We start from the raw sequence: 12279 nt of genomic DNA on the forward strand, positions 1-12279 counted from the left end.
CGGGCCGCCTTGCGGCGGGCGTTCTGTGCATCCGTACGGCGCATGTCCTTCGCGAGGGACACCAGCGTGTCGACGATCGGCGCGCCCAGTTCCTCGCCCTGCTGCAGCGCCGTCACGAACATCGCCACCTGCTCGGAGTCGTTGCGGCGGCGCAGTTCCGCGAAGGCCTGGCGGCGGCTCATGCCGAGGTCCATCTGGCGCAGGGTGATGCGCAGTTCGTCGGCCCAGGGGCCCTCGTACCGGGACGAGACACGGTCCAGTGCCTGGCGGAAGCCGAGGCCGGCGCTCACCACGACCGCGAGGACGTCGAGGAAGTCCGGGAGGGTCCGTTCGATGACGTCCTTGCGGATGCGGATCGCCGACCAGATGCCGACCTCCGTCCAGAACGCGCCGAAGGCCAGCAGCAACAGGGCGACCAGCAGTTGGCCCCGCATGAGGAAGACCAGGAAGCCGACGGCTCCCAGGAAGCCGTAGACCGCGCGGCGCGCGGCGTACCTGTCGATCGTCAGGCCGCCGGGGTTGCCCGCGAGGTCGATCTTGCGGCGGTACTTCGCCACCTGTTTCGGGCCCATCAGGCGCAGTACGGCGGGCGCGTAGCGCATGCCCATGCGGTCGATGAGCGAGTCGACCGCGCCGGTGCGCGTGGAGCCGACCTCCAGGGCCAGCGCGAGGTCGCCGGGCAGTTTGGCCTCCGCGCGGTACATGCGGATGCCGGCGAAGACGCCCCAGACGCTGAGGCCCATCAGCAGGGCGAGAAGCAGTCCCATGGTTGCCTCCTGGCTCTCAGACGTCGATGCGGGACAGGCGGCGGATGAGGACGAAGCCGACGGCGTAGAGAGCGAAGGCGATGATGACCGCCCCCTGGCCGAAGGGGGAGCCGGTCATGCGGTCCAGGGCTCCGTCCTTCACCCCGTTCATCAGGAACAGGGAGCCGACGCCCAGGACCGGGACGGCGTACGAGGTCATGGTGACCTGGGAGAGCTGAGTGCGGACCTCGCGCCGGGTCTCCTTGCGTTCCTCCAGCGTCTCCGTCAGGTTGCGCAGCGCGCCGACGACCTGGCCACCGGCCCGGTTCGACAGGACCAGGGTGGTGACGAGGACGACCAGTTCGCGGGAGGGGAGTCGGTCGGCCAGTTCGCCCAGCGCGTCGTCCATCGAGGCGCCGACGGCCAGTTGGGCGGAGACCTTGCCGAGCTCCTCGCCCGCCGGGGCCTCCATCTCTTCCGCCGCCATCCCGATCGCCGTCCGCAGGGCCAGTCCCGCCTGGGTCGCGTTGGCGAGGATCCGGGCCATCTCCGGGAGCTGGTTGATGAACTTCTCGATGCGCTTCTGGCGTTGCCAGTTGAGGAACTGGACCGCCACCCCGATGCCGAGCAGGCCGGCCAGGGGGCCGAAGAACGGGGCCAGGGCCACCTGGCCGATCAGCCACAGGCTCGCGATCGTGGCGAGCATGTAGACGAAGAACTCACCCGGGGTGATGTCCAGGCCGGTCGCCGCGAGCCGCAGCTCCAGCTTCTTGCCGAGCCGGGTGCGTCGCAGACGGCGGTCGATCCCGCGGAAGTTGCGGCGCCGGCCGCCCGTCGGGACCTGGCCGGTGGCGGACAGGCGGTCGACCAGGGCCTGCCGCTGTGCCTTGCCGGTGGCGTAGGAGTGCAGGCCGACGACCACCAGGACGCAGGTCAGCAGCGTGACGCCGGTGGTGAGCGTGATGAGCGATTGCAGTTCCATCGGTCGGTCCTACCTGGCTTCTCGGGTGGCTAGCTGGTCCGCGGACCGGGCGATGCCGAACGCCTGCGGGAGGGGCTGGTTCGCCATGTAGAGGCGGTCGGCGGTTCGGCGTGGGAGGGGGTAGTACTCGAAGGCGCCGTGGATACGGCCGTCGGGGCTCATCGGCTGTGCGTTGAAGCGGGCGACCGTGACCAGCCGGTACGGCTCGCTGCCGTGGCTGTCCATCAGCGCGATCTCGGTGATGCGGCGGGCGCCGTCCGCGAACCGGGTCAGCTGCACGATGACGTCGACCGCGCTGTTGATCTGGTCGTGCAGCGCCACGAAGGGGATCTCCACGTCCGACATGGAGGCCAGGGTCTGCAGCCGCATCAGCGCGTCCTCGGCGCTGTTGGCGTGGACGGTGGCCAGCGAGCCGTCGTGGCCCGTCGACATCGCCTGGAGCATGTCGAGGGACTCCCCGCCGCGGACCTCACCGACGACGATCCGGTCGGGGCGCATGCGCAGGGAGTTGCGGACGAGGTCGCGGATGCTGACCTGGCCCTTGCCCTCGACGTTCGGCGGGCGCGACTCCAGGCGGATGACGTGGGCCTGCTGGAGCTGGAGTTCGGCGGAGTCCTCGATCGTGATGATGCGTTCGCGTTCGGGGATGAGCCCGGAGAGCGCGTTGAGCAGGGTCGTCTTCCCCGTGCCCGTCGCGCCGGAGACGATGACGTTGAACTTCGCCTGCACCAGGCCCGCCAGCAGGTACAGCATGTGCTCGTCGAGCGAGCCGAGTCCGATCAGCTCCTGGAGTGTGAAGGAGCGCGGGAAGCGGCGGATGGTGAGGGTGGCGCCGGTCAGCGACAGCGGCGGGATGATGACGTTGACGCGCTCGCCCGAGGGGAGGCGGGCGTCCACCATCGGGTTCGACTCGTCGACGCGGCGGTTGACCGTCGAGACGATCCGCTCGATCGTCTGCATGAGCTGGTCGTTGGAGGCGAAGCGCAACGGCAGTTGCTCGACCCGTCCCCCGCGCTCCACGAAGATCGCGTCCGGGCCGTTGACCATGATCTCGGTGATGGACGCGTCCTCCAGCAGCGGCTCCAGGATGCCGAGGCCCAGCGCCTCGTCGACCACCCTGCGGATCAGCTGCGCGCGCTCCACCGTCGACAGGACGGGGCCCTCGCGGCTGATGATGTGCCCGAGCACCCGCTCCAGCCGTGCCCGGCGCTCGGCTGCGGCCAGCGAGCTCATCTCCGCGAGGTCGATCTCCTCCAGGAGCTTGGCCCGGTAGGAGGCGACCATGTGGCCGTCCTCGCCCCGGTTGCCGTTCTCCTCGGGGGTGTTGATCCGTGCTCGCAGGCTCATGAGTGCGGTGCTCCTAGCTCGTTGCTCAGTGGTCGAGCGGCATCGTCGCGGTCTTGCGGGCTGCGCCGAAGTTGTCCTTGCCCGGGAAGACGGAGGGGATGGTGATCTCGGCTGTGACCGTGACCTCGTCCCCGCCGTACGACGCCGGGCAAGTCGTCTCGTCCGCCAGCCAACTGCTCACCGCCGCCCGGCAGTCCGCCTCGTGCGGCCCTTCCAGCGACGCGCTGCGCGCCCCCGTCCTGGCCGCCGTCCCGGCCTGCTGGGCCGTGTAGGCGATCAGGCCGAGCTGCACGGCCCCCAGGGCGACGATCAGCAGGATCGGCAGGAAGCCGATGTACTCGATGGCGACCTGGCCGCGGTCGCGGCCCTTGCGGATACCGTTCATCACGGTTTCGCCTCCTCGACCGCCCCGGCGTGGCCTTCCACCGTGAACCCGAAGGACAGCGTGCCGGGGAAGAGGACCGGGACCTCCAGGGCCACGTCGGCCGTCACATAGCCCGAGCCGCCGCAGGTAACCTCGGCCCCGGAACGCCACGCGTCCGACAGCTTGTCTTTGCCCGCCTGTTCGCACACGCCCTGCCGCGCCCCCGGTTCGGCCGCCGTCCCCTGCCGTACGGCCTCGTCCGCCGCGTTACCCGCGAGCGTGTAGGTGTAGCCGATCAGGACGACCTGCCACAGCGCGATCAGCGTCACGATGATCGTCGGCGTCATCCCGAGGAACTCGATCGTCACCTGGCCCCTGTCCCGCTCCCGTAACGGCACCCTCCGCACCCTCACCCCTCCCTCCTCCGCCGAAAGCTCACCGACCCCCGGTCGCCGCCCCGGAACCCCCGGCCCGCCTTCTGCGCGCCGTCGGGTGCCTTGACCAGGCCCAGTTCGCCCGCGAGACCCCACAGGGCCTGCTTCACCGAGCTCTTGTTCTCCAGTTCGTGGATCCGGCCCGCGTCCACGACGCTCTGCAGTTCCTTGAAGTTGGCGGGGACGACGGTGGCCGCGACCGCCGTGCCGGTGATCTTCTGGATGAGGGGCGGCTGGATCTCCGTGCCCCGCGAGTGCCGGTTGACGACGACGGTCGTCTCCTCGGCCTTGCGGATCTGAAGCCGGTCCCACATCCGCACGGCCCGTTTGGCACCCCGTACGGCGACCACGTCGGGGGTGGTGATCAGCAGGGCCCGGTCGGCCATCTCCACGGCAGCCGCCCCGGCGCCGCCGAGCTGGGCGCCGCAGTCGATGACGACGACCTCGTAGCGGGAGCGCAGGGCGCTGACGATCTGGCGGGCGGCGCGGTCGGTGACGTCCTCGCCGCGTTCCCCTTCGGCGGGGGCGAGCAGCAGGGCGAGGCCGGTGTCGTGGCGGAAGACCGCGTCGGCCAGGACGCGCGGGGAGATGTCGGTGATGGCGGCCAGGTCGACGACGGAGCGGCGGAACTGGACGTCCAGGTAGGAGGCGACGTCGCCGGTCTGGAGGTCCATGTCGACCAGGGCGGTGCTGCGGCCGGAGGCCTGGGCGGCCAGGGCCAGCTGGATGGCGGTCAGGGTGGTCCCGGCGCCGCCCTTGGCGCCGCTGACCGTGACGACGGTGCCGCCGACGCCGGTGAACACGTCGCCGCCGGCGCCCAGGTGGCGTCGTACGCCGACGGACCACTGGGCGACCGCCTGGACGCGGCTGGCGAGTTCCTCGTAGCTGAGGGGCAGGGCGACCAGGCCGCGGGCGCCGTAGTCCATGGCGGCCTGGAAGAGGCCGGGGCTCGCGTCGGAGGTGACGAGGATGACTCCGACGGCCGGGAAGCGCAGGGCCACTTCGCGGATCAGCTCCAGCGCGGGGACCGGGCCGATCCGCTCGTGCACCACCACGACCTCGGGCAGCTCGTCGACGGACTCGGCGGCGAGGCGCGCGAGGGTGTCGATGAGCTGGGTGGAGTCGACGACCGGGGCGACGGGCTCGGCGTCCGGGAGCTGGCTGAGCAGTGTCGTGATCGACCGGACCGCGTCCGTGTCACCGACTGCCGGGAGGATCCTCGTGGGCATGGCAGCCTCTCACTTGTCCTTCGCGAGTTCGTACGTCCGGTCCCGCTCGGGGACGGTGGTGTCGCTGCCGGGCGCGACGAGGGCGAGCCGGACCCGCTTGGCGAACGACTCGGCGTAGGTGATGCGCTGCGCGTCGAGGGCGGACAGTGCGAACGTGATCGGGACGGCGTCGGTGGGCTGCCGGGTGCGGTTGGACTCGTCGGGCTCGAGGGGGGTGAGGTCGCCGACGTCGAGGACCTTGGCGTTGGTGACGATGATCTTCGACTGGTCGGGGTCGCCCTCGCGTGCGCCCTCGAAGGTGGCGTAGACGTTGACCGAGGCGCCGGGCGTGATCTTGCCGGCCACGCCGGTCGCCGCGTCGATCATGATGGCGACCTCCTGCTGGCCGGGCTGGAGAGCCGGCTGGCGGACGATCATGTCCGACTGGAGCAGGGAGCCCGCTTCCAGCGTGGTCACGGCGATCTTGCCCTGTATCTCCCGCAGGTCCGTGACCGCGTTGTCGGACAGCCACCGTTCGGGCATCTTGATCTTCTCGAACTGGCCCGTGCTGAGGGTGGTGTAGGGCGGCACGTCGGATTTCAGCCGGTAGGCGGTGACCTCGGGGCCGACCTTCGACTTCACGTCGCTGATGACGGAGAGCACGCCGGTGAACGCGCCGAGGGCGCAGACGATCGACAGGAGCAGGAGGATCACGCCGCGGCGCTGACGGGAGTTCATGAACCGTACAACCTCGTTGGGGATATCGGTCGAGCGGGATCGGAACAGTGCTGACGAGCGGTGTCAGGCCTCAGCCGGCGGCCGTTCGGTTCTCGAGCTGCTTGCGGGGCGGGCTGTCGTGGACGGGTGGCGTGGCCGAACAGAACACGCAGCGGTCGCCGATGACGTCGATGCCGCACCAGTGGCACTGGCTGCGCCGGACGGAGGTGACCAGCTGGTAGAGGACGGACAGGTCGGGCAGGTAGCTGCAGAACTCGATGAGCTTGCCGGTTCCCCACCAGCCGGGCGACTCCGCCGGGAGCGGGGTCTCGCGCAGCCCCTGCACTTTCCAGGAGGGGGCGAGGGTGCCGCTGACCCAGTCGGACTGGAGCTGCCCCTTGGCGACCAGCATCCAGGTGCCGAACTCGGGGCCGGGGAGCGCGGCTTCGGGGGTGATCCTGACGAGCTGCGGCTCGGGGTGGGCGAGGACGCCGAACTGGCTGCCGGGCACCCAGGACTTGGCGTGCGACTTCAGGCCGACGGGGACGCGGTCGAGGCGGGTGACGGAGCTCAGCAGGGCGCCGGCGTGGATGTAGTGGACGAGCAGCCGGCCGGCGGAGGCGAGCACGCCGGGGCTGATGTCGCAGGAGGCGAGCTGGCGTAACTGTCGGGCCAGGACGGCCAGTCCCAGCGGCGGCAGGTCCGGCCGGAACAGGGCGATGCGGTCGCTCTCCATGAGGGAGCGCAGGGTGTGCAGCCGCCGCTGCACCGCGGTGGGCGCGGCCTGTGAGCAGACCACGATCACATGCCCGTGGTGCTCGACCAGGGCCTGCATCTCGGCCAGTGCCTGCTCCAGGGGGCGCCGGGCCACGTCCCGCAGTACGACGGCGGGCAGGGTGCGTTCGTCCTGTGGCGGCAGCGCCATGTCGGCACTGGTCACGGCAATGGCAGTTGGCACGCGCAGCTCCCCGTTTCCCCATGCACGTCGGAACGCCGGGTGTCACTCCGGCGCACCGTGTCGACTTCACTGCGTGACTACCTCAGCACTGTATCCACGGCTCTGTGACCGGAGAACAGCGTTTGTGTAGCTGACGAGCAACTGTCGTTGCACAAGATGCGTCAAAACGGGGCAGGTTGAGCATCTTGCCGGTCGATTCGGCGGGCCCGGGCGGCCCCGGGCGGTGGGCCCAGCGGGCCCAGTGGTGACGGTGGGCCTTCGTTTGGGCCCTGAGGCCCACGCCCGGCGCGGTGTCGCGAACCTACGCTCGCCGTCCGAAAACACACGTGGACCGGACGGGGAGGGGTGCCGTATGGCGGGCGGGGGCGGCATACGGGCGTACGGGCGCGGACCGGTCTTCGACGACCGCGGGGCGACCGGCACCGAGTACCTCGGCATGGTCGTCGTCAGCGCGGCGATCGTGCTGGCCGTCTCGGCCACCGGCGTCGGCCGGCTGGTCTACGACAGGATCGCCGCACAGGTGTGCCGGGTGGCCGGCGGCGGCGACTGCGGGACGGGCGGGCCCGGGCCCGACGAGCCGCTCACCGACGCGGACTTCGAGCCGGCACTGTGCCAGGTCTCCTCCGTCACGGACAAGGCGGGCTCCAAGGCGAAGATCTTCTTCTGGGAGATCGGCAAGGAGTACGGCTTCCAGGAGCAGCATCTGAAGGCGAAGACGGACGTCAACGGGGACGGCAAGGTCGACGACAACGACCAGTTGGTCTATCTGACGTTCACGGACGCCTCCTCGGTCGCCGCGAAGAAGGACTTCAAGCCCGGCATGAAGGTGGGCCGGTTCGGCGCCGACAAGGTGGAGCTGGGACTCGGCATCAAGGTCACCAACGGAGACACCTGGGTGTTTCAGAGCCCCGAGGAGGCCCAGCGCTTCCGGGACGACGTGGAGAAGCTCCAGATGTACGAGATGCGGCGCACCATGCCGGGCGGCGCGGAGGCGAGCGTCGGCGACAGCATCCTCTATCTCTTCGGCAAGGGGCCTCTCAAGGACGAGGAGGACACCCAGAACCGGATCAAGGAGAATCTCGGCGACAACCGGAAGATCACCTACGGCAAGGTGGGTCTGGAGGCCTCGGCGTCGGCGGGCCTGAAGATCTCGGCGGGCGACGAGAAGAAGCTGAGCGCCGCGCTCGGCGGCACTTTCAAGTACTCCCCCGAGGTCACCTGGACCGACAACTCCTACAAGGACACCAAGTCGTACACGTACTCCTCGTCCATCGAGTACGGCTCCAAGGTGGGCTACGAGGCGGGTCCGCTGAGCGGCGAGTACGCGGCCAACACGACGCAGACGGGCACCATCACGGTCACCTACGACAAGAAGACCGGCAAGCTGGTCCGCGTCGACATGACCCGCACCGTCGAGAAGGGCGGCCAGAAGGACGGCGCCAAGGCAGGTGGCGACAACGGCAAGAAGGACGGTGACAAGCGGGGCGGGAACGCCGGGGTGAAGGGCGCCGACTCGCAGACCGGCATCGAGATCGTCAGCAACACCCTCACCTTCGATCCCGGCCCGGCCGGCGATCAGGACCGGGCGGTCGCCGAGCGCTGGCTGGACAGCAACAACGAGCAGGTCGCCACGCCTTTCCGGTACATGTTCGCCGACCACGCGCCGACGGCCCGGCCGGGCGCCGACGACCCCTTCGGGCAGCTGATGTTCGACGAGGGCAAGTCGAGCCGGATGACGTACACGGGTGAGGTGAACGCGGCCGAGTACGGCTTCGAGTTGAATCTGGGGCTCAGTCTGGGCATGACGATCAGCACGGAGAAGAAGGCGGAGACCCTGACCGACGCCCATTTCCTGGGTGCGCCCCACGGAGACGGCCGCTCCTATCTTCCCTACAGCTACTGTGCGAACTGACGAGACGGGAGCCCCTGCCGATGAAGACCCGCCGTGCCTGCCTGGCCGCCGCCCTGCTGACGACCGCGTTGGCCCTGACCGGCTGCGGGGAGGACACCGACTCCGGGGCGGGCTCGGTCCCCGAGGGCTGGGGGACGCTGAAGACGAAGGGCGTCGACGTGTCGTACCCGAAGGGCTACGCGGTGCAGAGCGCCGCCGAGCGCGGCAGGCACAACGCCGCGGCGGCGGTGCGGACGGAGGGCGGGAAGAAGGTCTCCGTCATCACCGTGCAGCTCGCCTTCACCGAGGCGAACTCCGCCGAGCAGGCCGCGATCGCCGCCGAGGCGGGCATCCAGATGGGTGCGGACGTCCAGGGCCAGAAGGACGTGGAGCTGGCCGGCGCGGACGGGGCGAAGCGGATCGACTTCTCCTTCAAGGCGACCGGCGAGGACGGCGGGCCGGCCAGGGGCACCCCGGTCGAAGGTGTGATCCTGGCCGGGCTGGACTCGAAGGACACCACCTTCGCGATCCGCATCGACGCCGAGCAGGGGTCCCTGCCGGACGGGGACCTGGACCGGATCATCGACTCGGTCGAGGTGCACTAGCAGTGGAGGTGCCGGGCGCCGGATACGTCGTACTGGCCCTGTTCGTCGCGCTGTTCGGCGCGCTGTCGTGGAGGTACGCGCGGCGGCTGGTGACGGTGTCGCGGGTGCTGCGGCGCGGTGTCCGGGCGGAGGGCAGGTGCGTCCGGGTGGAGACGGAGCCGTACCAGCGCTCCGACGCCCGGCGCCACTTCTTCGCCTTCCGTACGGCGGACGGCGCGCGGGTGGAGTTCGAGGACCTGGCGGGCTCGTCGACGGCGGAGGGCAGCCCGGTCACCGTCACCTACGACCCGCGCGACCCGGCAGGCACGGCGACGGTGGCGGGCCGGGGCAGCTGGTCCCCGGTGCTCCAGGCGCTGGCCCTGGCCGCGGGCTGCGGCATGGCCGCGGCCGGTTTCGCGCTCCTGCTCTTCTTCGAGATCACCGGGGGCAACCCATGACGCTCGTGCGCTGCTGGGCCGTCGGCATCGTGGTGCTCGTCCTCACCGAGTACCTCCAGATGACGCTGATTCACGATCCGTTGGTCGGCCCGGAGGGCGTCGGGTCGTTCGGGGCCGCGCTGGCGCTGGTGCATCTGCCGAACCTGGTGTGTGTCGTACTGGCCACCTGGGCGGCGGCGCGGGTGCATCCGGAGCCATGGCGGGACATGCCGGTGCGGCACCTGATCGCGGCGTGCGCGGTCCCGGCGGCGGCGCAGGTGCTGCTGCTGGCCCTGCGGCCGAGCGTGCTGGACCTGGCGGGCGCGGCGTTCTGGATGTCGGCCGTGGTGCTGCTGGGGGGATGCGCGGTGGGGCTGCTGCTCGACAGGTTGGTCTGGACCTCTTGACAGCCGCTTTGGTCTGGACCATTTTCTTGTCATGTCCCCACACAGACGATCCCTGCGTTTCTGGTCGGGTGCCGTCACGGCTGCCCTGGCCCTCACTGTCACGACCGTCGGCCAGGCCAGCGCCGCCGACGTCAACAACGCCAGGAACGCCGGCTTCGAGTCGGGCCTGAGCGACTGGACCTGCTCGGCGGGCAGCGGTACGACGGTCTCCTCCCCGGTGCGCACCGGCGCGGCCGCGCTCCGGGCGACCCCGTCGGGGCAGGACAACGCCCGGTGCGCCCAGTCGGTGCGGGTGAAGCCCAACTCGACGTACACGCTGGGCGCCTGGGTCCGGGGCGGGTACGCCTACCTCGGCGTGTCCGGCACGGGCACGACGGACGTCTCCACCTGGACGCCCGACTCCTCGTCCTGGAAGCAGCTGTCGACCACCTTCACCACGGGCTCCTCTACGACCTCGGTGACGGTGTACACGCACGGCTGGTACGGGCAGTCGGCGTACTACGCGGACGACGTGTCCGTGTTCGGCCCCGACGGCGGCGGGGGCACGGACCCGGGTCCGACGATCCCGTCCGCGCCGGCCGGCCTGAACGTCTCCGGGACGTCGTCCTCGTCGGTGTCCCTGGCCTGGAACGCCGTCTCCGGCGCGACGGGCTACACCGTGTACCGCGACGGCACGAAGGTGACCGCGGTCTCCGGCACCTCGGCGACCGTGACCGGGCTCGCGGCCTCGACGTCGTACTCCTTCCAGGTCACGGCGACGAACGGGGCCGGTGAGTCACCGAAGTCGGCGGCGGTGACGGGCACCACGACGAAACCGAACGGCCCCGGCCCGGCGCTGCCCAAGCACGCGGTGACCGGCTACTGGCAGAACTTCGACAACGGCGCGACGGTCCAGAAGCTCTCCGACGTCCAGTCGCAGTACGACATCATCGCCGTCGCCTTCGCGGACGCGACCTCGACGCCGGGTGCGGTGACCTTCACCCTCGACTCGGCCGGTCTCGGCGGCTACACCGTCGACCAGTTCAAGGCCGACATCCGGGCCAAGCAGGCGGCCGGGAAAAAGGTGATCGTCTCGGTCGGCGGCGAGCGCGGCACGGTGGCGGTGAACGACGCCGCGTCGGCGACGAACTTCGCGAACAGCGTGTACTCCGTGATGCAGACCTACGGCTTCGACGGCGTCGACATCGACCTGGAGAACGGCCTCAACGCGACCTACATGACGCAGGCGCTGCGGTCGCTGTCGGCGAAGGCCGGCTCGTCGCTGATCATCACGATGGCGCCACAGACCATCGACATGCAGTCGACGTCGAACTCCTACTTCCAGACGGCCCTGAACATCAAGGACATCCTCACGGTCGTCAACATGCAGTACTACAACAGCGGTTCCATGCTGGGCTGCGACGGCAAGGTCTACAGCCAGGGGTCGGTTGACTTCCTGACGGCCCTGGCCTGCATCCAGCTGGAGGGCGGCCTGGCCCCGTCCCAGGTCGGGCTCGGCCTGCCCGCCTCGACCCGGGGAGCGGGCAGCGGCTACGTCTCACCGACCGTGGTGAACAACGCCCTGGACTGCCTGACCAAGGGCACGGGGTGCGGGTCCTTCAAGCCGCCCCGGACGTACCCCGGTCTGCGCGGCGCGATGACCTGGTCGACCAACTGGGACGCGACGGCCGGCAACGCGTGGTCCAACGCGGTGGGGCCGCATGTGCACGGGCTGCCGTAGGAGCCCCTATCCCATCGGACGGTAGTGGCCGAGGACCCAGGCCAGCTGCGGGAACCACTCCTGCAGTCTGGCCCGGGGCCTGGCCTGCACCACACACTCGTAGAAGCGGCCGTCCTGGTGGATCACGGCGACCATCAGCGCCTTGCCGTTCGGGCTCGCCTGGTAGTGGACGCTGCGGATCTCCGGCCAGCGGAACTCGACCGACAGGCCGTACATCTCGAAGACCACACCGGAGGCGTCGATCACGACCGCGTTGCGCTTGTCGACGGCCAGGAACTCCGGACCGGCCGGCGCAGCCGGTTGCTGCGACGGCGGCGCCTGGGCGTACGGCTGTGCGGGCGGGTACGGCTGTGCGGGCGCGTACGGCGACGGTGCCGCCGCCTGCGGGGGCGGCGCCGGTGCGTACTGCGGAGGCGGCGGCGCGTACTGCGGCGGGGGCGGGCCGAAGCCCGGGCCGGGTGGCGGCTGCTGGGTCATCCGGCCA

14 protein-coding genes are annotated in these 12279 nt (G+C 70.3%); 5 read left to right on the forward strand and 9 right to left on the reverse strand.

The window, feature by feature from the left end:
• The 8 genes from K4G64_RS06230 to K4G64_RS06265 all read right to left on the reverse strand — a co-directional run.
• Positions 1-767 (reverse strand): DUF5936 domain-containing protein (locus K4G64_RS06230; RefSeq protein ID WP_221755009.1); only part of this gene is annotated, 767 nt, incomplete at its 3' end.
• A gap of 16 nt (positions 768-783) precedes the next feature.
• Positions 784-1728, reverse strand: coding sequence for a type II secretion system F family protein (locus tag K4G64_RS06235; RefSeq protein WP_221755010.1), 945 nt, complete (start codon positions 1726-1728; stop codon positions 784-786).
• A gap of 9 nt (positions 1729-1737) precedes the next feature.
• Positions 1738-3075 carry a CpaF family protein gene (locus K4G64_RS06240; protein ID WP_221755011.1) on the reverse strand — a complete coding sequence of 446 codons (1338 nt, stop codon included), beginning with the start codon at positions 3073-3075 and terminating at the stop codon, positions 1738-1740.
• A 25-nt stretch (positions 3076-3100) separates the two neighbouring features.
• Positions 3101-3460: a TadE/TadG family type IV pilus assembly protein gene (locus tag K4G64_RS06245; protein ID WP_221755064.1), complete on the reverse strand. Its 360-nt coding sequence runs from the start codon at positions 3458-3460 to the stop codon at positions 3101-3103.
• Positions 3460-3786, reverse strand: a complete 327-nt coding sequence (locus K4G64_RS06250) for a pilus assembly protein (RefSeq protein WP_260460088.1) — start codon at positions 3784-3786, stop codon at positions 3460-3462. The genes K4G64_RS06245 and K4G64_RS06250 overlap by 1 nt, the downstream gene beginning before the upstream one ends.
• A gap of 62 nt (positions 3787-3848) precedes the next feature.
• Positions 3849-5102 carry an AAA family ATPase gene (locus tag K4G64_RS06255; protein WP_221755012.1) on the reverse strand — a complete coding sequence of 418 codons (1254 nt, stop codon included), beginning with the start codon at positions 5100-5102 and terminating at the stop codon, positions 3849-3851.
• Positions 5103-5111: 9 nt separating this feature from the next.
• Positions 5112-5819, reverse strand: a complete 708-nt coding sequence (cpaB, locus tag K4G64_RS06260) for a Flp pilus assembly protein CpaB (protein ID WP_221755013.1) — start codon at positions 5817-5819, stop codon at positions 5112-5114.
• Positions 5820-5889: 70 nt separating this feature from the next.
• Positions 5890-6723, reverse strand: coding sequence for a hypothetical protein (locus K4G64_RS06265; protein ID WP_221755066.1), 834 nt, complete (start codon positions 6721-6723; stop codon positions 5890-5892).
• 385 nt (positions 6724-7108) lie between these two features.
• Between K4G64_RS06265 and K4G64_RS06270 the strand changes: the two genes are divergently transcribed.
• Genes K4G64_RS06270 through K4G64_RS06290 form a run of 5 tightly spaced genes read left to right on the forward strand, consistent with a single transcriptional unit; the run spans position 7109 to position 11795 of the window.
• A complete protein-coding gene (locus K4G64_RS06270) occupies positions 7109-8668 on the forward strand; it encodes a hypothetical protein (protein ID WP_221755014.1) in 1560 nt (519 codons plus the stop codon).
• A gap of 20 nt (positions 8669-8688) precedes the next feature.
• The gene (locus K4G64_RS06275) at positions 8689-9252 is read left to right on the forward strand and encodes a hypothetical protein (protein ID WP_221755015.1); all 564 of its coding nucleotides are present in this window, start codon (positions 8689-8691) and stop codon (positions 9250-9252) included.
• A 2-nt stretch (positions 9253-9254) separates the two neighbouring features.
• Complete coding sequence (locus K4G64_RS06280; RefSeq protein WP_221755016.1) at positions 9255-9689, forward strand: DUF3592 domain-containing protein; 435 nt, start codon at positions 9255-9257, stop codon at positions 9687-9689.
• Positions 9686-10075, forward strand: coding sequence for a hypothetical protein (locus tag K4G64_RS06285; RefSeq protein WP_221755017.1), 390 nt, complete (start codon positions 9686-9688; stop codon positions 10073-10075). The genes K4G64_RS06280 and K4G64_RS06285 overlap by 4 nt, the downstream gene beginning before the upstream one ends.
• Before the next feature lie 31 nt (positions 10076-10106).
• Positions 10107-11795 (forward strand): chitinase, encoded by a 1689-nt coding sequence (locus K4G64_RS06290; protein WP_221755018.1) that lies wholly within the window; start codon positions 10107-10109, stop codon positions 11793-11795.
• Positions 11796-11801: 6 nt separating this feature from the next.
• On the opposite strand, the gene K4G64_RS06295 is transcribed toward K4G64_RS06290, so the two are convergent.
• Entirely contained in the window at positions 11802-12272 is a 471-nt protein-coding gene (locus tag K4G64_RS06295) for a hypothetical protein (RefSeq protein ID WP_221755019.1), read from the reverse strand.
• Positions 12273-12279 lie beyond the last annotated feature (7 nt).

Origin of the sequence: Streptomyces sp. WAC04114 (assembly GCF_019733245.1) — a bacterium.
Taxonomy (GTDB): Bacteria; Actinomycetota; Actinomycetes; order Streptomycetales; family Streptomycetaceae; genus Streptomyces; species Streptomyces massasporeus_A.

What these genes read in the sequence shown, in the direction of transcription:
- K4G64_RS06235 (WP_221755010.1), bottom strand. Translation starts at nt 1,728, where the DNA reads ATGGAACTGCAATCGCTCATCACGCTCACCACCGGCGTCACGCTGCTG.
- K4G64_RS06240 (WP_221755011.1), bottom strand. Translation starts at nt 3,075, where the DNA reads ATGAGCCTGCGAGCACGGATCAACACCCCCGAGGAGAACGGCAACCGG.
- K4G64_RS06245 (WP_221755064.1), bottom strand. Translation starts at nt 3,460, where the DNA reads ATGAACGGTATCCGCAAGGGCCGCGACCGCGGCCAGGTCGCCATCGAG.
- K4G64_RS06250 (WP_260460088.1), bottom strand. Translation starts at nt 3,786, where the DNA reads ATGACGCCGACGATCATCGTGACGCTGATCGCGCTGTGGCAGGTCGTC.
- K4G64_RS06255 (WP_221755012.1), bottom strand. Translation starts at nt 5,102, where the DNA reads ATGCCCACGAGGATCCTCCCGGCAGTCGGTGACACGGACGCGGTCCGG.
- cpaB (WP_221755013.1), bottom strand. Translation starts at nt 5,819, where the DNA reads ATGAACTCCCGTCAGCGCCGCGGCGTGATCCTCCTGCTCCTGTCGATC.
- K4G64_RS06265 (WP_221755066.1), bottom strand. Translation starts at nt 6,723, where the DNA reads ATGGCGCTGCCGCCACAGGACGAACGCACCCTGCCCGCCGTCGTACTG.
- K4G64_RS06270 (WP_221755014.1), top strand. Translation starts at nt 7,109, where the DNA reads ATGGCGGGCGGGGGCGGCATACGGGCGTACGGGCGCGGACCGGTCTTC.
- K4G64_RS06275 (WP_221755015.1), top strand. Translation starts at nt 8,689, where the DNA reads ATGAAGACCCGCCGTGCCTGCCTGGCCGCCGCCCTGCTGACGACCGCG.
- K4G64_RS06285 (WP_221755017.1), top strand. Translation starts at nt 9,686, where the DNA reads ATGACGCTCGTGCGCTGCTGGGCCGTCGGCATCGTGGTGCTCGTCCTC.
- K4G64_RS06290 (WP_221755018.1), top strand. Translation starts at nt 10,107, where the DNA reads ATGTCCCCACACAGACGATCCCTGCGTTTCTGGTCGGGTGCCGTCACG.
- K4G64_RS06295 (WP_221755019.1), bottom strand. Translation starts at nt 12,272, where the DNA reads ATGACCCAGCAGCCGCCACCCGGCCCGGGCTTCGGCCCGCCCCCGCCG.